The organism is Chitinophaga sp. GbtcB8 (assembly GCF_019091455.1).
GTDB lineage: Bacteria > Bacteroidota > Bacteroidia > Chitinophagales > Chitinophagaceae > Chitinophaga.
Genome location: NZ_JAGXJN010000036.1, coordinates 30,396 through 50,151 on the forward strand (window position 1 = coordinate 30,396; position 19,756 = coordinate 50,151).

18 protein-coding genes are annotated in these 19,756 nt (G+C 48.4%); 8 read left to right on the top strand and 10 right to left on the bottom strand.

Annotated features, from left to right (window positions below; all coding sequences use genetic code 11):
• Positions 1 to 120 precede the first annotated feature (120 nt).
• The 3 genes from KVT36_RS24995 to KVT36_RS25005 form a co-directional block, all read right to left on the bottom strand.
• A complete protein-coding gene (locus KVT36_RS24995) occupies positions 121 to 1,125 on the bottom strand; it encodes a carboxylesterase (RefSeq protein ID WP_217606176.1) in 1,005 nt (334 codons plus the stop codon).
• Positions 1,126 to 1,166: 41 nt separating this feature from the next.
• Positions 1,167 to 3,704, bottom strand: coding sequence for a cytochrome c biogenesis protein CcsA (gene ccsA, locus KVT36_RS25000; protein WP_217606177.1), 2,538 nt, complete (start codon positions 3,702 to 3,704; stop codon positions 1,167 to 1,169).
• 105 nt (positions 3,705 to 3,809) lie between these two features.
• Positions 3,810 to 4,208, bottom strand: coding sequence for a cytochrome c maturation protein CcmE (locus tag KVT36_RS25005; RefSeq protein ID WP_089919475.1), 399 nt, complete (start codon positions 4,206 to 4,208; stop codon positions 3,810 to 3,812).
• 225 nt (positions 4,209 to 4,433) lie between these two features.
• On the opposite strand from KVT36_RS25005, the gene KVT36_RS25010 reads away from it, so the two are divergent.
• The 3 genes from KVT36_RS25010 to KVT36_RS25020 all read left to right on the top strand — a co-directional run bounded on the left by KVT36_RS25010 (position 4,434) and on the right by KVT36_RS25020 (position 7,547).
• On the top strand, positions 4,434 to 5,477 hold the full coding sequence (locus tag KVT36_RS25010) for an agmatinase family protein (protein ID WP_217606178.1): 1,044 nt from the start codon (positions 4,434 to 4,436) through the stop codon (positions 5,475 to 5,477).
• Positions 5,478 to 5,580: 103 nt separating this feature from the next.
• Positions 5,581 to 6,168, top strand: a complete 588-nt coding sequence (locus KVT36_RS25015; RefSeq protein ID WP_217606179.1) for a hypothetical protein — start codon at positions 5,581 to 5,583, stop codon at positions 6,166 to 6,168.
• An 80-nt stretch (positions 6,169 to 6,248) separates the two neighbouring features.
• Positions 6,249 to 7,547 (top strand): radical SAM protein, encoded by a 1,299-nt coding sequence (locus KVT36_RS25020; protein WP_254640187.1) that lies wholly within the window; start codon positions 6,249 to 6,251, stop codon positions 7,545 to 7,547.
• Here KVT36_RS25020 and KVT36_RS25025 read toward each other — a convergent pair.
• Both KVT36_RS25025 and KVT36_RS33280 read right to left on the bottom strand, forming a co-directional pair.
• Positions 7,513 to 8,736, bottom strand: coding sequence for an MFS transporter (locus KVT36_RS25025; protein WP_254640188.1), 1,224 nt, complete (start codon positions 8,734 to 8,736; stop codon positions 7,513 to 7,515). The two genes, KVT36_RS25020 and KVT36_RS25025, sit on opposite strands and share 35 nt — an antisense overlap.
• A 58-nt stretch (positions 8,737 to 8,794) precedes the next feature.
• Complete coding sequence (locus KVT36_RS33280) at positions 8,795 to 9,172, bottom strand: DUF6122 family protein (RefSeq protein WP_368670048.1); 378 nt, start codon at positions 9,170 to 9,172, stop codon at positions 8,795 to 8,797.
• Between the two features lie 188 nt (positions 9,173 to 9,360).
• Here KVT36_RS33280 and KVT36_RS25030 point away from each other — a divergent pair, with 188 nt between their 5' ends.
• From KVT36_RS25030 to KVT36_RS25045, 4 genes are all read left to right on the top strand, one after another.
• Positions 9,361 to 10,125 carry a TSUP family transporter gene (locus tag KVT36_RS25030; protein WP_217606180.1) on the top strand — a complete coding sequence of 255 codons (765 nt, stop codon included), beginning with the start codon at positions 9,361 to 9,363 and terminating at the stop codon, positions 10,123 to 10,125.
• 179 nt (positions 10,126 to 10,304) lie between these two features.
• Positions 10,305 to 11,189, top strand: a complete 885-nt coding sequence (locus tag KVT36_RS25035; protein WP_217606181.1) for a hypothetical protein — start codon at positions 10,305 to 10,307, stop codon at positions 11,187 to 11,189.
• Between the two features lie 137 nt (positions 11,190 to 11,326).
• On the top strand, positions 11,327 to 12,793 hold the full coding sequence (locus tag KVT36_RS25040; protein WP_217606182.1) for a DUF5723 family protein: 1,467 nt from the start codon (positions 11,327 to 11,329) through the stop codon (positions 12,791 to 12,793).
• Between the two features lie 76 nt (positions 12,794 to 12,869).
• Positions 12,870 to 14,168 (top strand): folylpolyglutamate synthase/dihydrofolate synthase family protein, encoded by a 1,299-nt coding sequence (locus KVT36_RS25045; RefSeq protein WP_217606183.1) that lies wholly within the window; start codon positions 12,870 to 12,872, stop codon positions 14,166 to 14,168.
• A gap of 3 nt (positions 14,169 to 14,171) precedes the next feature.
• Here KVT36_RS25045 and KVT36_RS25050 read toward each other — a convergent pair whose 3' ends face one another.
• The 5 genes from KVT36_RS25050 to fbp all read right to left on the bottom strand — a co-directional run bounded on the left by KVT36_RS25050 (position 14,172) and on the right by fbp (position 17,953).
• Positions 14,172 to 14,732, bottom strand: coding sequence for an NUDIX hydrolase (locus KVT36_RS25050; protein ID WP_217606184.1), 561 nt, complete (start codon positions 14,730 to 14,732; stop codon positions 14,172 to 14,174).
• A gap of 38 nt (positions 14,733 to 14,770) precedes the next feature.
• A complete protein-coding gene (locus KVT36_RS25055; RefSeq protein ID WP_217606185.1) occupies positions 14,771 to 15,304 on the bottom strand; it encodes a YfiT family bacillithiol transferase in 534 nt (177 codons plus the stop codon).
• A 102-nt stretch (positions 15,305 to 15,406) separates the two neighbouring features.
• Entirely contained in the window at positions 15,407 to 16,171 is a 765-nt protein-coding gene (locus tag KVT36_RS25060; protein WP_217606186.1) for an ABC transporter ATP-binding protein, read from the bottom strand.
• 109 nt (positions 16,172 to 16,280) lie between these two features.
• Positions 16,281 to 16,772, bottom strand: a complete 492-nt coding sequence (locus KVT36_RS25065; protein ID WP_217606187.1) for a CAP domain-containing protein — start codon at positions 16,770 to 16,772, stop codon at positions 16,281 to 16,283.
• 161 nt (positions 16,773 to 16,933) lie between these two features.
• Positions 16,934 to 17,953, bottom strand: a complete 1,020-nt coding sequence (gene fbp / locus KVT36_RS25070; protein ID WP_217606188.1) for a class 1 fructose-bisphosphatase — start codon at positions 17,951 to 17,953, stop codon at positions 16,934 to 16,936.
• Between the two features lie 149 nt (positions 17,954 to 18,102).
• On the opposite strand from fbp, the gene KVT36_RS25075 reads away from it, so the two are divergent.
• Positions 18,103 to 19,401 carry an aspartate kinase gene (locus tag KVT36_RS25075; RefSeq protein ID WP_217606189.1) on the top strand — a complete coding sequence of 433 codons (1,299 nt, stop codon included), beginning with the start codon at positions 18,103 to 18,105 and terminating at the stop codon, positions 19,399 to 19,401.
• Positions 19,402 to 19,756 lie beyond the last annotated feature (355 nt).

The following is a 19,756-nucleotide window of genomic DNA, read 5'->3' on the forward strand; positions in this document are numbered from 1 at the left end:
ACGGGATTTTATCTACTAAAGTTACAATAAAAAGATCTGAGATTTCAGCTTTACGATCTACCATTTTATTGCGCCACATTGCATCCCAGATCTAAAATCGTAGATCTAAGATCCAAAATCTCATAAGGGTTTCAATTTCAGCACCTGCTCGGCAAAATTATTCATGGCATGCGTTACAGCGGGCAGATCGTGCGAAGTAAGGGAGCTGCCTAATACATGCACGCCAGCGCCCGGTATAGGCACGGCTGCTTTCCGGGTGGCAGGGGTTCCCAGCGCTTTTTCCATATCCAGAATGGCGGCTACCCGCACCGTAGGGTCCTGGTGGGTTTCATCTTTATAGTAATAAAGATTTAACACCGGCTGGTGGATCTTTCCAAAGGTATTTTTCGTCATGCCGCTTTCCAGCAGGTTCTCCAATTGCACCACGGCTTCCAGCCGGTAGGTGGTGTTCCAGTAGCGGGCTACTGCCGGATCACCCTCCTTATTGGTATGATTGTAATTGCCCTTTTTTACCAGGCGTGCTACCTGCAGGCCCCAGGGATTATTAGCCAGGAAAGCCAGCGGATCATTAATAGCAATGTTGGGTGAAAGGTTCATCACTGCAAATACCTGTTTGGGGTACTGCGCGGCCAGCATCAGCGCCAGCGTGCCCCCGGTGGAGGTTCCGGCAATGATCACGGTATCGCCCAAAGCCATTCCGATGGCCAGGGCTTCCTTAGCATCGCGCCACAGGCCTTCTGCTGTCATATCAAGTAAAGGTTCGGTAGTATCAATACCATGCCCGTCCAGGCGGGAAAGGTACAGGTTACAGCCATAGCGGCGGGCAAAGTCCGGCACTACAGGATCGCCCTCTTTACGGCTGGCAGAAAAACCATGCAGGTATACAATGCTATAGGGTGTTTTGCGGTGCAGGGAATCGTACCACACAATGCGGGCATCATTATCCGGCTTCAGGTGATGCCGGCTTTCACGGAGGGCAATGTAGCCGGTTAAGCCGGCTGAATCAGTTGGTACTGCTGGTAATGCGGGATCATACACAGGTGTGGCAGGGCTGGGCCCCAGGCAATAGACCACTACTAATACTACGATCACCACCAGGGCTATACGCAGCCATTTGCGTTTCATGGAAAGAGATTTCTTAAGAAGCCCACGGACCATCAACTACCCTACACCTCCTGCAATGCCGTGGCGGGCCGTGCCCCGCGTACCGGGGTCTGTTTATTACCCTTTATGCGCTGGTACATACTCATCACAAAGCCGGCGATCATGATCAGCACACCAATCCACAACACATTGATAAAGGGGAAAATAAAGGCCTTCAGCACAATGTAATCATCAAAGGTACCTGCTTCCTTCACTTCCAGCTCTATCTTGTTTTCCTTGGGCAATATTTTGCTGAACCGTACATAAAGGGCTAAAGGCGATAAGGTATCCGGGATGCTGAACTGGTAAGTATTGTCACGGATGAAATACACCGGCTGCAGCTTAAATTCTTCGTTATTCTTAGTATGTACTTCCAGCTGCGCACCTACCGCCAGGTCGCCGGGTTGCGGCTCATAATTGCGGTGTTTAGGCTGCGGCTGTAAAGCGGTAAAGATGATGTAACCGTTGGAGAAAAATATTGAATCGCCCTGTTTTACTTCATGCGGGCTGTATTGCGTAGTATCATTGGCTTCATCCTTACGCGGCACAGCGGTTACATACGTAAAAATATCGCGGGTAAGGTAGTGGCGGCTGGATGGGTTAGGCGTTAAGCCCTCCTGCCCTTTGGTATTAATAAAAGCATCCGGGTACAGCGTAAAATTCTCCAGCATAGCGCCATTGGCCGGATCTTTTTTCTCATACCGTACTACATAATATGTTTTAGGATCACCGGCGGCAGTAGAATCACCGGCATAGGTTACGTGGTAAGCCCCCATCTGCACCGGGAAGTTGCGGGGCAGCATCAGGTTCTCCCGCGGATTCTCCTTGCTTTCCTTACCAAAGAAACCGTTATCCAGCATCTTCATACGGTCTATGGAAATGGTTTCTTTTTTGGAGGAAGAAATGAGCACGCCCAGTAATACCAGCCCAAAACCAACATGCGCTACAGAAGCGCCGGCAGACTTTATCTTACCTTTTAAGCCGGTAAAAATATAGCCGAAGTTGGCCACCACCGTGTATACGCTGGCAAACAGCATTATGTAAATGGCTACCAGGAAACCGGCGCCATAGGTATCAAAGTTTATATTACCCAGCCAGCCTATCAGGGCGGTAGCTGCTATTGCAATAACCGTAGGCAGCAACAGTTTGGCAGTAAGCTGTTTACGCGGCGTATCCTTATACTTCAGGTACTGCACCATGGCGGTAAGCAGGCCCAGTACAATGGCCACCCAGATCTGGATCTTGTTGTAATGGAATACCGGTTCCAGCGGGGGCGCCAGCTGTTTAATATTAAACGCCTTGCGCAGGCCGGAAAGGTCCAGCAGCTTGTTCCACACCGGTATAGAAGTGGTAAAGGTGATCTGTATAGCAGCTATCAGCAGCACCAGCGCGCCTACAAACAACCAGAACTCGCGGGAGTAAGAGCTTTCTTCCCTTTTAATATCCGGTATTTCTTTGCGGCGTGCTATCAGCAGCCAGAAAGCAGGAATGGTAAATACGCCCATGTATACCAGCAGCTGCCCGCTCATACCCAGGTCGGTAAAGGAGTGTACGGAGGTATCGCCCAAAACGCCGCTACGGGTAAGGAAGGTAGCGTACAGTATTAATACAAAGGATATAAAAAAGAAAAAGAAGGTGGATTTAAGGGCATGCCCGGTGTGCCGGAAGGCCAGCAGGGTATGAATGCCTGCTACCATGGTTAACCAGGGAACCAGGGAACCATTTTCTACCGGGTCCCAGGCCCAGTAACCGCCAAACGTAAGGGATTCATAGGCCCAGGCAGCGCCCATCATTACGCCGGTGCCCAGTATCATACCGGCAAACAGTGCCCAGGGCAGCGCGGGTTTGGTCCACTCCGTATACTGGCGGGTCCATAAACCGCCTAAAGCATAGGCAAAAGGTATGATCATGGAAGCAAATCCCAGGAATAATACCGGCGGGTGTATCACCATCCAGTAGTTCTGCAGCAGCGGGTTAAGGCCGTTACCGTCTGTGATCATGCTCAGGTAATCTGGTCTGGATACCCAGGGCAGGTTTATATTCTCCTCTGCCTGCCTTAATAACAGGAAGGGGTTGCTGCCTACGCGGTAACCCAGTATATAAATGCCCAGCAGCATGCTGGCCAGGCAAAGCTGTGCAAAGGAAACTACCGTCATTACCGGCGCTTCCCATTTTTTAGCCCTGAACAGTAAAATAATGCCTAATACGCAGTGCCAGATGCTCCAGAGTAAAAAGCTACCTTCCTGGTCGGCCCAGAAGCTGGACAGCAGGTATTTTACCTCCAGGCTGCGCGATGAGTTGCGCCACACATATTTATACTCAAAAAAGTGGTTATACAGTACGTAATATAAGATACCGAAAACGGCAAATACGGAAGCTATTTCTATTACAAAGGCTATGCGGGCCAGCTTTTTCCAGGAATCCTGCAGGCTGGTTTCTTTGACCCTTATTACGTTAAAATAAGCGATGGTGGCTACCAGGGAGGCGATGAATGACAGTACAGCGAAAAAATGTCCAAACTGGCCGGGCAGCAGATGTTCCCCTATGTATTTAGTTTCCAAAATGTTGCGATGATTAAACGTCCAAAAATTTTAGACCTTAGATCCTGGATTTAAATCCAGTAATACCCTTTAAACAGTACATCTAAGATCGTAAATCCACTCCACTTACATTTGCTTGGTACTCATGGCTACCTGGTCATCCTTGTACTTGGAAGGGCATTTCATCAGGATCTTATTGCAGTGAAACTCCCCTTTTTCTATTTTACCGGTCAGTACCAGCTGTTCAGCCTTTTCAAAATCCGTAGGTTTGGTACCAAAAAAGATCACTTTACGGGTTTCGCCTACCTTATCCTTCATGTAAAAGGTAAAGTAGTTGGCATCTTTTACCGGGTTGTATGAGAGGGCCTGCGCCTTATCCAGCGTGCCTATCACATGATATTCCTTTCCTTCTTTTTCCCGGGCTGTTGCAAATGTTTCATAGGTGCTAAAATCCCCTACCATAGTCACAATTATGCCAATGGCTACGGCAATCACCACCAGTAAAACGATATTTGTTTTCTTCATAACTTATTTTTTCAGGCAAGCTTCCTTTTTCCAGCCGCAAAATTAACGCAAAAAGGAGTTGGGTGTTCTTAATTTTATATAAAAGGCAGGGGATTTACGATTTTAGACCCAGGATCTTAGATTTTGAGGCCCGGATACCCCCTGAGATCTAAAATCGTAAATCTGAAATCTAAAATATTAGTTCCCTATCTTTGCGCCGAAATAAGAAATTGAATTTTCAATATCATGGCCGATCTGTCACAATTTGATCCTAATTCAGTAGGTATACTCTCCAACAACATTTTTGGACTACCCTTTAATGAAGAGGATGCAAAGCTGGTACTGTTGCCTGTTCCCTGGGAAGTAACCGTATCCTATTCCAATGGTACGGCCCGTGGCCCGGAACAGATCTTTAAAGCCTCCTTCCAGGTAGACCTCCTTGACCCGGACGTAAAAGATGGCTGGAAAAAGGGTTTTTTCATGCGGGAACCGGATAAACACATGCTGCTGCGCAGCGATTACCTGCGTAAAGAGGCGGAGCTGTACATTAAATTCCTGACCGAAGGCGGTGATATTGGGGATAACCAGTTCCTGAAAAAGACCCTGGTGGATGTGAATACCGGCACCAAGGTAATGAACGAATGGGTATACAACCAAACCCTGGCCCTGATGAACAAAGGTAAGCTGGTAGGGTTAATTGGCGGTGACCACAGCACCCCCCTGGGTTATTACAAAGCCATTGGGGAAAAGAAAGGCGATTTTGGCATTTTACAAATAGACGCCCATTGCGACCTGCGGGATAGCTACGAAGGTTTCAAATACTCCCACGCCTCCATTATGTACAATGCCCTGAACGAAGTACCCCAGCTCAAAAAGCTGGTACAGGTGGGTATACGCGACTATTGTGAGGAGGAGCTGGACTTTGTGGCCAATAATAAAGACCGCGTAACCACCTTCTTTGATAAAGACATTAAGGAAGCCCAGTTTGAAGGCGAGTCATGGAAAGATACCTGCGACCGCATTATTGCTGCCCTGCCCCAGCAGGTGTACATCAGCTTTGATATAGATGGGCTGGATCCCAAGCTGTGCCCGCATACCGGTACCCCGGTACCCGGCGGTTTTGAAGTAGCGCAGATCTTTTATTTATTCAAACGCTTACTGGCCAGCGGCCGGCAGCTGATAGGCTTTGACCTGAACGAGGTAAGCACCTCTCACGACGAATGGGATGCCAATGTAGGCGCACGCGTGCTGTTTAAGCTATGTAACCTTCTTGTAATGAATAATGAATAATTAAGGATTAATAATTACGGAGACATGTTTGCAGCGCAACAATAATATTTCGCGAAGACTGTCATTATAATTACTAATTCTTCATTTTTAATTACTAATTAAAATGTTCAAGATAAGGATATTGCACCCCAACACCATCACCCGTCTGCGTTTGCAGCCCGTGGTGCATGGCATGGCAGGCCTGTTGTTCTTCTTTAACGCCATCGGTATTTATAACAGCCGGCAGCCCAATGGATTTATGACCACATTCTTCCTGCTGCTGGGGTTGGCGAGCCTTGTTTTCCCGTTCATAATGCGGCGTTTCCGCAACTTTTCCGGCGCCAACAGCCTGATGCGCCTGTTACAGGTATTTGCCTGTTTCAGCGGCTGCTTATATTTCCTTACCCACCTGCAGCCCCTTATTGGCGGCCTGCATCTGCTGGTAGGCATAGGCCTGGCCTATATTGGCTGGACGGAGCATAACATGCTGCAGCCGGTATATGTAGTGCTGGATACCATTGGCGTTACCATGCCTACTACCTTTTCCAAACAGGTAATAGGCTGGAACCAGCTCAATAACGTAATTTTGCGTAACGACCTGCTGACCATTGATTTTAAGAACAACAAGATCATTCAGCTGGAAGTGCTGGACAACATACCGGATATTAAAGCCGCAGAGATTAACGGTTTTGCGAAAAGCAGGATCGTATAGATAGAATTAAGCACAAAGCATAAAGCATAACACAATCAGCTTTCAGCTTTATGCTTTTAGCTTTTAGCTCTTAAACAAACATGATGCTTACACAAAGCCCATATATATTGTACTCCGACGGGAACGGGAACATTTTTGAGGATACTTCCCTGTACGCTACCGGCCGTAGCGCCTGGGATGCGCTGCCTATACCGGCAGAAGAGTGGATTGAGCTGCCCGAAGGAGGCCAGTTGTACGAGCTGCCCGGCCGCCGGGGTATTGGCATTAATGCCGGTACGGAAGAAATGGCCCTGTGCGATAAAGGCTGGGCCGTAGCTGCTTTTATTCCGCCGGCACATACCGGTTTTTATTTAGCAGCGTATGAAACCCTGCCGGATGCCCCCACCCTGCCCCTGTTCTGCTATACAGCAGTAGGCTGGCTGGATGGCAAGTTCTATGTACCGGCTACCCGTATTGAGCAAGACATTCGCCAGGAGTGTGCCGGTTTTGATGATAAGCAGGTAAAACAAGGCGTAAAAGACCTATTGCAGGCATACCCGCATAACCGCCTGGTAAAACACCTGGCAGATAATTGCGCCTTAACCTACCACTGCCCTGCAGCCCGTAACTATTTTATGGGACGCTGGGAATGCCCTATCCCCTCTTCTCCCGCCTGTAATGCCAACTGCGTAGGCTGTATATCCTTTCAGCCGGAAGAGGAGAACATTGTATCTACCCAGGAACGCCTAACGTTTAAACCCTCTCCCGAAGAGATCGTAGAATATACTGTGCCCCACCTGGAAAGCGCGCCCTTCCCTATTGTTAGTTTTGGACAGGGTTGTGAGGGCGAGCCTTTGCTGATGTGGGAAACCATCCGCGAATCTATTTTAGAGATCCGTAAGCACACGCCCAAAGGCAGCATTAACATTAACACCAACGGCAGTAAGCCCGATGCAGTGCGCGTGCTTTGTAAAGCAGGCCTTAACAGCATTCGCGTAAGCACCAATTCAGCCCAGGAAAGATGGTACACACCCTATTACCGGCCCAATAACTACCGTTTTGAAGATATTGTGGAAAGCCTGAAAGTAGTGCGCGGATCTGGCGGGTGGACCTCCATTAACTATTTCGTATTCCCGGGTATGACGGATAGTGAATCTGAATACGAAGCCCTGCGTAAGCTCATTAAGGATACAGACCTGTGCATGATACAATGGCGCAATTTTAACATTGACCCTGACTGGTACCTGGGTAAGCTGGGTATTACGGATACGGGTGATCGTTTAGGTATGGCGCAATTACTGGAACTCATACACGAAGAATTCCCCCATCTGAAATTCGGGTATTTTAACCCGCCCATGGAAAGGATCAAAGGGGATTATGCACGGGATTTTGCGCACTAAACTTACGTTGCAGTAACATAAAACCCAGGGAGGTTAACAGGCACCAGCCCGTTACCACGTACCACCAATCCCGGAAGCCCAGCCGCTCTACCAGGTATGCGCTTAATGAAGGTGCTACTATCTGCGCCACAGAATAGGCAATGGTATACAATGCAGCATACTGCCCGCGGTTATGCTCCTGGCTGCGGCTGATCCAGAAGGCATTCATAAAGGGCATGCTGAACATTTCACTGAAAGTAAAGAACAGGATGTAAACCCACGCAGCTATTCCCCAGGCAGGCAGCAGGTTAAAGCTCAGGTAAGCCAGGGCGGTTAGTAATATGCCCCGGGAAATAAAGGTGAGGTTTGGTTTGGTGCCTTCCAGCTTGTATACCAATATCATTTCCAGCACCGCGATCGTTAACCCGTTGGAGCCCAGTATTATACCAATGTAAAACTCGCTGAGGTGCAGCACTGACTTAAAGTACAGCGGTACAATAGATCCCAGCTGGAAAAAGCCCATTGCAAAAAAAGTTACCAATACCGCAAACAACAGGTATAGCACATCTTTGTAGGCCGATGGCCCTTTAGGGATTTCCGGTGCAGTGGTATCTGCTGCTGCGCCTTTTACTATTTTGCCCGGCGGTAAAAATACCCGCATCAACAGCGCTGCCAGGATACAGGTTAACCCATCTGCCCAGAACAAAAAATTATAGCTGATGCCTGCCAGCATGCCCCCTACTGCCGGGCCAATGGAAAAACCCAGGTTCACGGCTAAACGGTTTAAGGAATAGGAACGCACCCGGTTCTCCGGGCTGCTGTACCAGGCCGTGGCTGCGGCATTGGCCGGGCGGAAAGCATCGCCCACCATGCTGAGTACAAAGGTGCAGATGCTGATCTGCAGCATGGTTTGCATTTGTCCTAATATGATAAACAAAATGCCGTTCAGGAAAAGGCTCCAGAACTGGATGGGGTAAAAACCTATCTTATCGGATAAGCGCCCGCCCAGCAATGCGCCGAATATAGACCCTACGCCAAAAATGCCTACTACCAGCCCGGCCTGCGCTATGCTCATATGCATATGCTGGGTAAGGTAAATGGTGAGAAAAGGCAGCACCATGTTACCGCTACGGTTAATCAGCAATACCAATGACAATAACCAGGTGGACGGACTAAGTCCGGAAAAGGCTTTTTTGTATAATGATAACAAGGAAGACGGATTTGGGAGCGCAAATTTAGTAAATAGTTGGCAGTGGGTAGTGGTTATTCTATAGGAAAATGGGCAAGGAAAGATGAAGGCTAAAGGGGGCGTTTAAAAAACATGCTTTACAGTGATTGAACATAAACACACAATCAATCAGATCGGCCAGCATATGAAGCAATAACCCTATTCCGATTATATTAAATGGTTTCCGCAAAAACAGTAACACAAAATAAACGGCTATAGCATAACCGGTATGCAGGTAGTGAAAGCCCAAGCTGCATCTGTCAGCCTGAAATACAGGAGTAGCCAGCAGGTGGTCTGCATCCACAAGCATGGTTGCAATTAATATTAAATAAACCTTTTTCCATTCCTTCCTGAAAAAAAGAAATGCAATAAAAAATGGAAATCCAAAGTGCAAAAAATAATGTAGGAATACCTGCAATTCTATTGGTTTGTTGCTGTTGATCAGCTCCTTTTAAACATTCACTAAATCTTAAAAATAGTAATACAAAAAACAATGGCCGCAAAATACTTACAAAAATCTAAGTTCAGTTAAACATCCTGCGATACGCCCCCACTCCCCGGGCTGCCCAGTGGAAACTGGCAACTTTTTTACTAGCTTTGCCCGCTATGACAACGGACCTGGTCCTGCTTTGCTGTTTTTCCCTATGTGCAGGATTTATTGATGCAATTGTTGGCGGTGGCGGATTAATTCAAACACCGGCCATCCTGTTCACCTTTCCGCAATACCCGGTAGCTACCCTGCTGGGCACTACCAAAATACCTTCGTTCTCCGGCACCAGTATGGCTGCCTGGCAATATGCCAAACGGGTGCAGTTTGACAGGCCGCTGCTGCTGGTTACAGCGGTCACTGCTTTTTTTGCCGCGCTCTGCGGCTCGTCGCTGGTGGCCTATTTACCTAATCATTTTTTAAAGCCGGTAATGCTGGTGCTGTTAATAGCAGTAGCCATTTACACCTATCTGAAAAAGGATTTTGGGCAGCAAACCCACCAACCCGCCGGGCCCGCGCGCAATACCTGGGCATGGGGGATCGTTATTGGAGGAGTATTAGGGTTTTACGACGGATTTTTTGGCCCGGGCACCGGCAGTTTCCTGATCCTGGCATTCATTAGCCTTATGGGCTTTGATTTTTTACATGCCAGCGCCCATGCGAAAGTGGTGAACCTGTCTACCAACGTGGCTTCTATCACTTATTTCGCATCGCACGGGCACATTTTATGGCCGGTAACCATTTTAATGGCTGTCAGCAACTTAACCGGCTCTTTCTTTGGCGCACGTTTAGCCATTTTAAAAGGTAACAGCCTGGTACGCAGGTTCTTTTTACTGGTAGTGTGCGGTACTATATTACGGTTTGCATATGAGTTGTGGAAGTAACGGACAGCGGTCCACGGTCCGGGGATGATGGACCGGATGTTAATGTTTGGTTATTGATGCAAACGGTTTTATATATGCAAAACAGTTAGAAACACTCATAACGCCGCGGGGAGCAGACCGGGGACCGGGCAGACAGTGGACCATACGCAGTGAACAGTGGTCAAAAAAAAACATTACATTTGAGTATGCAGGAGCAGGATAATCAGAAAAGTATCAAAGCATTAGGCGTAACCATTGGCGTACACGCGTTACTGTTAGTAGCGCTGATGTTTGCCGGCTTTTCTGCGCCCCCGCCCCTGCCAGACCAGGACCTGGGTATGGAAGTAAACCTGGGCACATCAGATGAAGGGATGGGCGACGAACAACCGCTGAATCCCAACCCGCCCAGTAGCGCTTCCGCCAACGCCTCTACGCCGCAAAACCAACCTACACCTGCGCAGGATAATGCCACCACGCAAGATATTGCCACACAGGATGAAGAAGCGGCTCCTGAGATCACCAAACCGGAAAAACCGGTAGAGCGGCCCAAAGAAATTCCAAAGAACCTGGAGCCCAAACCCACTAAAACAGTTAAAAAACCTTCTGAAAACCCACCGGCGCCGGTGCCTCCTGCACCCAAGCCCAAAGCGGTTTACAGCGGAGGTACAGCCAATAATGCCAACAGTGGTAACAATGCCAATGGCTCCAACAATTCAACCGGTGAAGGTAATACCGGCAAACCCGGCGACCGCGGACAGATCAACGGCGATCCTAACGCCAGCGGTTACACGGGTGGCGGTTTAGGCGGTGGCAAAAGTGATTTCCGCCTGCATGGCCGGTCGCTGCTAAGCCGCCCGCAGCCTACCTATGACGGAAATGAAACAGGATACATAGCAATCAATATCAAAGTAGACAGGCAGGGGAATGTGATCGAAACTACCCATAGCCTCCGGGGCTCTACTCTTAACAATGCCAGACTAATAGAAATTGCCAAAAAAGCTGCCCGGGAAATTAAGTACAATGCAAGTCCGGATGCACCGGAAGTGCAGTTCGGTACTATCCGCTTTTATTTCAAGGTACAATAATACGAACAGGACAATACTGGCATAAAAAATGCTAAGAAAGTAAACACATCCATAATCAGGAAGGTGAATTGAGCGTTATAGTGTAGTACAGCTGTGCACTTTCCATTTTTTGCGCCCATCAGTCTATCAATGATTCTATGCGAAAAATTGTCATTGCCACTTTAGGCCCGCTATTGTTTTGTCAACTAGCACAGGCCCAATCGTTTGCAGGTTTTCATACAAGTAACTACGCCGGTATTTATGGCGTGTTAACCAACCCGGCATCTGCCGCAGGCACCCGTTATAAATGGGATGTGAATATCATTGGAGCAGACGCAAAAGCCGGTAACACTTATGCCAGTGTAAAAAAGTCTTCTTTAATTAACCAGCCCAATAAATTTATACGTGACCGTGATTATTTCCTGGATACCAGCGCCAGCAGCCGGCAATATGGCTGGGGCATGGCTGAGATCCTGATGCCTTCCGTATTATACTCTATTGATGAAACGCAGTCCGTTGCTTTTACCTGGCGCATACGGGCCGCAGCCAATGGCGGTAATGTAGAAACGCCCATCGCCAATTTCTTTGGAATAGACTTTCCCAACCCGCGTTTTGTGGGCCGTAACTATAATCTTGATTATGCGAATGTTGCAGTGCACACCTGGAACGAGTTTGGCCTAAGCTATGCCCGTGTGATCAAAGATGATGGGGAAAACCGCTGGAAAGCCGGCGCTACCCTCAAGTACCTGAGCGGCATTGCCTCCGGTTATGCCGTGGCCAATGATGCTACTTTTCTTATGAACACCCGGCGGGATGCTACCATTAGCCGCGGTACCCTTAAAGTAGGTTATAATGAAACCGTTGATAACTGGGAGAACCCGGATTACAAAAACTTCAAGCTCTTTGAAAATCCGGGCGTAGGCCTGGACCTGGGCGTGATCTACGAATGGCGCCCGGACGGCGGTGATGGTTTTGGCGATTATGACAGCGATGCCTGGAACCCGGATGCCAGCACCTATAAATTGCGTATAGGGGCTTCCGTTACTGACATAGGCGGTATCTTTTACAAAAAGGCGCCGGCCAATGCTGACCTGGATCTTACCACCGGCCACATTAGCCCTGATTCGCTCAAATACCGTGATAAGGAAGGCTGGCAGCGTTACTACCGCCGCGTACGGGATTATTTTACACCCATCTCTACCTACGATGGGTATTTTATGAACTTACCTACGGCCCTGCATTTGTCCGGCGATTATAATATTGACGGCCGCTTTTTTATAAGCGCCAATGCAGTAGTAGGGTTTTTCTCCGGGAAAAAGGATGACAGTAAGAACTACGCTATTACACAATTACAGGTAACCCCGCATTTTGATATCCGCAATTTTGGCGCTTATTTACCCATGGTAGTGAACCGCTTTGGCCAGGTGGATGCCGGTGTGGGCTTGCGCTTAGGCCCCCTGGTGATAGGCTCTGCCAGCATTATCTCCAACCTGCTGCGTTCACAGCTTAACCATGCAGATGGGTTCCTGGCCCTGCGCGTGCCCATGATCAGCCTGAAAAAGCGGGATGGCAGCGGTGGCCGCTATGGCAAACAATTACAGCAGGTACAGTGCGCGCCTAATTAATGCTTAAAAATACCTTCATTTAATTTTTTTATCGAAGTTTGCATTACGGAATGGTTTTTCTGTAATACCAACTTATATGAACTATCAGCAAACTGTTGATTACCTCTACCAGCACCTGCCCATGTTTACCCGGGTAGGCGCCGCAGCCCTGAAGAATGATCTGCATAATACACTGGAGCTGTGTAACCTGCTGGATAATCCCCAGCACAAGTTTAAATCCATACATATAGCCGGTACTAACGGCAAGGGCTCTACGAGCCATATGCTGGCCGCCATCCTGCAACAGGCCGGTTATAAGGTAGGCCTGTACACCTCCCCTCACCTGCAGGATTTCCGGGAACGGATACGTATAAACGGGCAAATGGTACCGGAAAAGTTTGTGGTGGAATTTGTGGAGCAAATGCAGGACGCTATTGCCAGCATAGAACCCTCTTTCTTTGAGCTTACCGTAGCCATGGCCTTCCATTATTTTGCGCTGGAGCAGGTAGATGTAGCGGTAATAGAAGTAGGCCTGGGCGGGCGGCTGGACAGCACCAACGTAATTACACCGGAGCTGTCTGTGATCACCAACATCAGCTATGATCATATGCACATACTGGGCAATACCCTGCCGGAAATTGCAGCAGAAAAAGCAGGCATTATAAAAGCAGGCGTACCGGTAATAATTGGCGAAACACAGCCCGCCATACAAGCCGTATTCGCTGACAAAGCGGCGGATATGCAGGCCCCCATTCACTTTGCCGACCAGGAATGGCTGGTGCAGGAAAGCAATTTAAACCCAACCCATCCCGGCAGCGGTTTGCAAATGCAGCTGCTGCATAAACAACAACAGCAGGTAAAACACATTACCCTGGGCCTTAGCGGGCAATACCAGGAAAAGAATATTATGACGGTGCTGAGTGCTGTAAAATTATTGCAGCACAGCGGCTGGAATATTCCGGAAGCAGCCCTGCACGATGGTTTGTTACACGTAAAAAAACTAACCGGCCTGCGCGGGCGCTGGGAGGTAATGAGCGAAAACCCGCTGCTGGTAATGGATGTAGGCCACAATGAAGCCGGTATAAAAGAGATCATGCAACAACTGCGGCACACCAGGTACCAGCAGCTGCATATTGTAACCGGTTTTGTAAAAGATAAAGCGGTGGATGCGGTATTGCCCCTGTTCCCTGCTACTGCTACGTATTATTTCACCAAAGCGCAGATACCGCGTGCGCTGGATGAGCATGTCCTGGCGGAAATGGCTGCTGCAAGCGGCTTAAAGGGGCATACCTATGCCACCGTGCAGGAAGCCTTACAGGCTGCTAAACAGCATGCCCATAAGGATGATATGATACTGGTATGCGGCAGCTTTTTTATAGTATCGGAAGCTATGTAGCCCTTAAACGATCTTTAGCTGCTCCAGCTTAAGCAGGGCATATAAGATACAGGTTACGTGCAGGCTTTGTTTGATCTCCTGCTTTAGCAGCATTTGCTTCAGCTCCTCCATAGTAAGATATACGATCTCTATTTCTTCGTTCTGGTCCAGCTGCTGCTCCTGTACTTTTTTACCGCCGGTAGCCAGGAACATATGCGTTACGTTGTTGCTGGATGCCGGGTTGGGACAGATCTCGCCCAGGTAGGTCATCTGCTCAAATGAATGGCCGGTTTCTTCCAGCAGCTCACGGCGCATGGCTATTTCCGGCGATGCATCCTCCGGGTCCATGGTGCCGCCGGGGATCTCCAACAGGGTTTGCCTGAATCCCTGCCGGAACTGCCTTACCATGATCACGCGCCCATCTTCTGCAATGGCTAAGCCATTTACCCAGTTAGCATATTCCAGCACGTAATAAGGTTCTACAATTTTGCCGGTGGGGGTGATACAACGGTCTTTACGGGCGGTTAGCCAGGCATCCTTATAAATGTATTCTGAATGCAGCGTTTTCCAGTCTAATGAAGCCATTATGGATTGTTTAATATGGTTGGCGGTATTGTTGTTTCCTACTTATCAAATCCCCTCTCCCTCAGCCTTTCAATATGTGCAAAATGATGTTTGCCATGCCAGGCATAATTGGCGGCAACGGTTTTCAGCTTAAAGGTTGTATTATGCTCCGGGTGTACAAAAGAGCGCTCCCAATCCTCCGGCGACATGCTTTCCATTAAATTCACCCAGCGGGCATGCAAGGCATGCAGCAATGTAATGGACATGTTGATAGGCGTGCGTTCCACATCGCCCAGCTTAGCCCAGGCAGCTTCGTCGTAAGGTTTAATCACCGGGTTATCTTCTGTAAGCGCCAGCTTAAAACGGATTAGCGCATTCATGTGGCTGTCTGCTACATGGTGCACCACCTGCATTACCGTCCAGCCGCCAGGGCGGTAAGGCGTGTTCAGCTGCCAGGCATCCAGGTCCTGTACGGCTATTTCCAGGATGGAAGGAAAATAACGGATATCGTTGATATAGATCTTAAGGTCTTCGGGCTTAATAAGCATGGGGGCCTCAAAGCGGCCGATCGGGTATTGTAGCTGTTCCAGCATAATTATTAATGAAGAATGAATAATTAATGATCGGATAATTGCGCCATCCAAACGTTTGCGCCACCGCATTTCGTTTTCCATATTGCCGGAATAAGCAAACAACTATTCTTCGCGCAGCGCGCGTCCTGTCATGTGCAGGAACACATCCTCCAGGTTGGCCTGCTTCACTTCTTTCTGGCGTTCAAAGCCGCCGGCTACCAGGTTGTCAATTAAAGCATCGGGTGAGTTAATGGCAATGATCTCACCTTTATCTACAATGGCGCAGCGGTCGCAAAGGAACTCTGCTTCGTCCATATAATGGGTGGTGATCACTACCGTTGTGCCCTGGGAGCGCACCAGCTGTATCAGCTCCCACAGGTTGCGCCGTGCCTGGGGGTCCAGGCCGGGGGTGGGTTCATCCAGGAAAATGATCTTGGGTTTGTTAATGAGCGTAGTGGCTATGGAAAAGCGCTGTTTTTGGCCCCCGGAAAGCTGCTTATACTTGGCGGCAGCCTTATCTTCCAGGTTAAACCGCTGCAGCAGCTCCTTAGGATCAACGGGCTGGTTATATAAACCGCTGAACAGGTCTATCAGCTCCGTGAGGTTCAGGTTGGGGTAATAACCGGAGCTTTGCAGCTGCACGCCAATGATCTTTTTAATACCATTGGGGTCTTTATCCAGGTCCATCCCATCTACCATTACCTGCCCGGAGGTTTTATCGCGTAAGGTTTCTATGATCTCCAGCGTGGTGGATTTACCGGCGCCGGTAGGGCCCAGCAGGCCAAAGATCTCGTTCTCATACACCTCAAAGCTGATGCCTTTAACCGCGGTAAAGTCGCCATACTGTTTTACCAGGTCCTTCACCGTAATGATCGTTCTCTTTTCCATGTTCCAAAAGTAAAAGTTAAAACGCAAAAGTTAAAAGTAAAAAAAGCAATGAAGCCGCAACCTATAAGCAAATGCCTATAGCCTGCGGCTTCTAATTTTTACTTTTCTCTTAGTGTTTAATAAAAACCTGGGTAAAGAAAATAATGTTGCCCTTGCCTTGTGCGGAGCCAATACCTATCAGGTTATAGTCGCCCAGCATATTGCGGCGGTGCCCGGGGCTTTTGATCCAGCCATTCACCACGCCTTCTGCATCCAGGTTGCCATAGGCCACGTTTTCAGCGGCGGCAGCTACCCGGCCCAGTTTTTTACCTACATGGTCCACGCGTTCCTCAAAACCCTCGTGCCCAAAACCGGTACGGCCTTTAGCCATATCCTGGCTATGGTCTTCTGCCTCTTTGCTGATGGTTGTTACCAGCTGCAGCGGGGCCAGCCCCTTGGACTGACGGAACTTGTTGGTGTAATACAGGATCTGCTCATCCATGCTCTTGGCGGCCACGCTGCTATCAGCAGCCACAGTGCCCCGGTGGCAGGCCCAGGCCTGCATGCTCAGGAAAAAGCTCAAAAATAATAGTACGATCTTGCGTTGTTTGCTAATAACCATATACTTATTAAATAATTGAAAAAGGGAATGTCCCTGTTAGACTATTTAAAACGGTTCAGGTTTAGCAAGTATTGTACCTATTTTTAATTTAGCGTAAAGCTTAAAGCGTAAAGCACAAAGCTGATTGGCTTGTATGCCTGCCATTGCTTTCTGCTTTGTGCCTACCCCCGGTAGTTGGTAACAATCTGCTGCCAGGTATCCATCAAACCTTTGGAGCCAATAAAAATAGGTACCCGCTGGTGCAGCTGGGCGGGCTTCAGCTCCAGCAGGCGTTGCCGCCCGTTGGCCATAGCCACGCCCCCGGCCTTTTCCATAATGAACGACATGGGATTGCACTCATAACACAGGCGCAGGCGGCCTGCGGAGAATTTGCCAAAGGCAGGGTACATGAAAATACCGCCCTGGATCAGCGTACGGTGTATTTCCGCTACCATACAGCCTACAAAGCGGTGCCGGTACAGCCTATCCTGCTCATTACGGGCCATAAACTGGTCAATAGCAGCGCGTATGCGGGGCTCATACATATGGTAATACCCTATATTCACAGAGAAAATATCACTGTCAGTAGGGCATTTAAGGTTCGGGTGCGACAGGCAGAACTCCCCTATGGAGGGGTCCAGGGTAAAACCCTGTACGCTGCGGCGGGTAGCGTACACCAGCATGGTAGAGGAGCCGTAAATAATATAGCCGGCGGCAATCTGCTGGGTGCCGGGCTGCAGGAAGTCCTCCAGCTCACAACGGCTGCCGTTAGGGCTTAAACGCCGGTATACGGAGAAAATGGTGCCTATGGAAACGTTTACATCTATATTATTTGAACCGTCTAACGGGTCCAGCAAAACAACGTATTTAGAATTCCTGGAATGTTCATCATCAAAAGCAATAAAGGTTTCATTCTCTTCAGAAGCCACGCCACAGCAATAAATGCTGCTTTGCAGGGAGTCAATGAACTGGTCGTTCGCAAATTCATCCAGCTTTTTAACGGATTCGCCCTGTACGTTGGTTTTACCAACTTCCCCCAGTATATCGGCAATACCGGCCTTGTTCACCTCTACATTCACACGTTTGGCTGCCAGCCCTATATCCCGTAATAAACCGGATAGCTGGCCGGTGGCCCCCGGGTAATTCCTAAGCTCCTGGATGGTAAATTCGTCTAAGGTCATCACCTTTTGCTTGCTGTTCATATATGGTTATTAGATTTGGGTACGAACGAATATAAAGTAAAATAGTTCTATTTTAACGGGACTGTCATTTCTTTTCTAACATATTTTAAAACAATTTCAAAGTTGCCGTAATTTGCCGGAACTTTTTTTAACAGAAGATATTTTGCCCTATGAAGGTTTTCAAATTTGGCGGAGCAAGTTTAGAAAGTATTGAACGCATCCATAAAGTGGGTGCCATTGTGCAGTCTTTTCCCGATGAAAAGATCCTGATCGTTATATCCGCCATGGGTAAAACCACCAATGAGCTGGAAAAGGTGGCCCAGAACTTTTTTATGCGTAAGCGGGAAATAGCCGCCCAGCTGCTCTTTAATTTAGAGCAGGCCCATATAGAAACCGCCGCTGCCCTGCTGGGTAACCGGGAGCATGCCGTGTTCCAGCAGCTACAGCAGTTCTTTACTGAAGCGGAATGGACGCTGGGCGAAAAGCCCCTGCGCACCTTCGATTATTATTATGACCAGCTGGTAAGCCTGGGCGAGCTGTTAAGCACCGCCATTGTAAGCGCATGGTTTAACCAGGCCGGCATAACCAATACCTGGATAGATGTGCGCGACGTTTTCCGTACCGACGATAACTTCCGCGATGCCAACATTGACTGGGCAGTGACCCAGCGTAACATCACGGAAAAGGTATTACCCTTGTTTAACAGCACCAACGTGGTAATAGCACAGGGCTTTATTGGCAGCACGGATCAGAATGAAAGCGTAACCCTGGGCCGCGAGGGCAGTGATTACTCCGCCGCGGTATTTGCCAATATGCTGGATGCCGAAAGCCAAACCATCTGGAAAGATGTGGAAGGCTTAAAGAATGCCGATCCCAAGCTGTTCCCCAACACCATTAATATACCGGAGATCAGCTACAGCGAGGTGATTGAAATGGCTTATTACGGCGCGCAGGTTATTCACCCCAAAACCATTAAACCGCTGCAGAACAAACAGATCCCGCTGTATGTAAAATCATTCCTGAACAAAGACCTTCCGGGCACCGTGATCAAAGAAGAAGCAGACCATGCGCAGCTGCCGCCCATTATTGTGCTGAAGCAAAACCAGGTGCTGATCACCGTTACCTCCCGCGATTATGCTTTTATTACGGAAGATAAGATCAGCGATATATATGATATCTTCCACGGCCTCAAAATAAAGATCAACCTGATGCAGAATGCAGCTATCAGCTTCTCCTGCTGTATTGATAACAGCCCGGAAAAAATTGAGCAGCTTATTAAAACCCTGCACCAGGATTTTAAGCTGGCCTATAATGAAGCGCTGCAATTGCTTACCGTACGTTATTATGAGAACGGTTTACTGGAAGAGCTAAGCAATAACAAAACCATTTTACTGGAACAAAGATCGCCCGTTACTGTGCAAAGAATTTTAAAAGACCCCGCACCACTCGCCAGCGACATGCAGTTATAATACACTGATATTCAATACCCGTACAGGGGAAATATTGCATTACGTCACAATTTATATTGACGTGTGCAACCTTTCTTTAACTTGCTCGTCTTTATAAGAAAGTAATCAAAAATGAAAAAGGTCATCCTGCTATTAATGTTCTGTATCGTTGTACTGGCATTATGTACCTGGGGAAACCGTCTTTCAAAAGCACCTGCCGCTGATAAAGTAGAGTTACGTCCTGAACTGGTGCCGTTTTACCTGGTTACACGTATACCGGAATTTTTCATACCGTCAAAACAACACAACGATGCATGCACTAACGCATGCCGCAAGATCTAAACTGTAGGCATTTTCTAAAACCGTCAATAAATAT

What these genes read in the sequence shown, in the direction of transcription:
- KVT36_RS24995 (WP_217606176.1), bottom strand. Translation starts at nt 1,125, where the DNA reads ATGAAACGCAAATGGCTGCGTATAGCCCTGGTGGTGATCGTAGTATTA.
- KVT36_RS25005 (WP_089919475.1), bottom strand. Translation starts at nt 4,208, where the DNA reads ATGAAGAAAACAAATATCGTTTTACTGGTGGTGATTGCCGTAGCCATT.
- KVT36_RS25010 (WP_217606178.1), top strand. Translation starts at nt 4,434, where the DNA reads ATGGCCGATCTGTCACAATTTGATCCTAATTCAGTAGGTATACTCTCC.
- KVT36_RS25015 (WP_217606179.1), top strand. Translation starts at nt 5,581, where the DNA reads ATGTTCAAGATAAGGATATTGCACCCCAACACCATCACCCGTCTGCGT.
- KVT36_RS25020 (WP_254640187.1), top strand. Translation starts at nt 6,249, where the DNA reads ATGATGCTTACACAAAGCCCATATATATTGTACTCCGACGGGAACGGG.
- KVT36_RS25030 (WP_217606180.1), top strand. Translation starts at nt 9,361, where the DNA reads ATGACAACGGACCTGGTCCTGCTTTGCTGTTTTTCCCTATGTGCAGGA.
- KVT36_RS25040 (WP_217606182.1), top strand. Translation starts at nt 11,327, where the DNA reads ATGCGAAAAATTGTCATTGCCACTTTAGGCCCGCTATTGTTTTGTCAA.
- KVT36_RS25045 (WP_217606183.1), top strand. Translation starts at nt 12,870, where the DNA reads ATGAACTATCAGCAAACTGTTGATTACCTCTACCAGCACCTGCCCATG.
- KVT36_RS25050 (WP_217606184.1), bottom strand. Translation starts at nt 14,732, where the DNA reads ATGGCTTCATTAGACTGGAAAACGCTGCATTCAGAATACATTTATAAG.
- KVT36_RS25055 (WP_217606185.1), bottom strand. Translation starts at nt 15,304, where the DNA reads ATGCTGGAACAGCTACAATACCCGATCGGCCGCTTTGAGGCCCCCATG.
- KVT36_RS25060 (WP_217606186.1), bottom strand. Translation starts at nt 16,171, where the DNA reads ATGGAAAAGAGAACGATCATTACGGTGAAGGACCTGGTAAAACAGTAT.
- KVT36_RS25065 (WP_217606187.1), bottom strand. Translation starts at nt 16,772, where the DNA reads ATGGTTATTAGCAAACAACGCAAGATCGTACTATTATTTTTGAGCTTT.
- fbp (WP_217606188.1), bottom strand. Translation starts at nt 17,953, where the DNA reads ATGAACAGCAAGCAAAAGGTGATGACCTTAGACGAATTTACCATCCAG.
- KVT36_RS25075 (WP_217606189.1), top strand. Translation starts at nt 18,103, where the DNA reads ATGAAGGTTTTCAAATTTGGCGGAGCAAGTTTAGAAAGTATTGAACGC.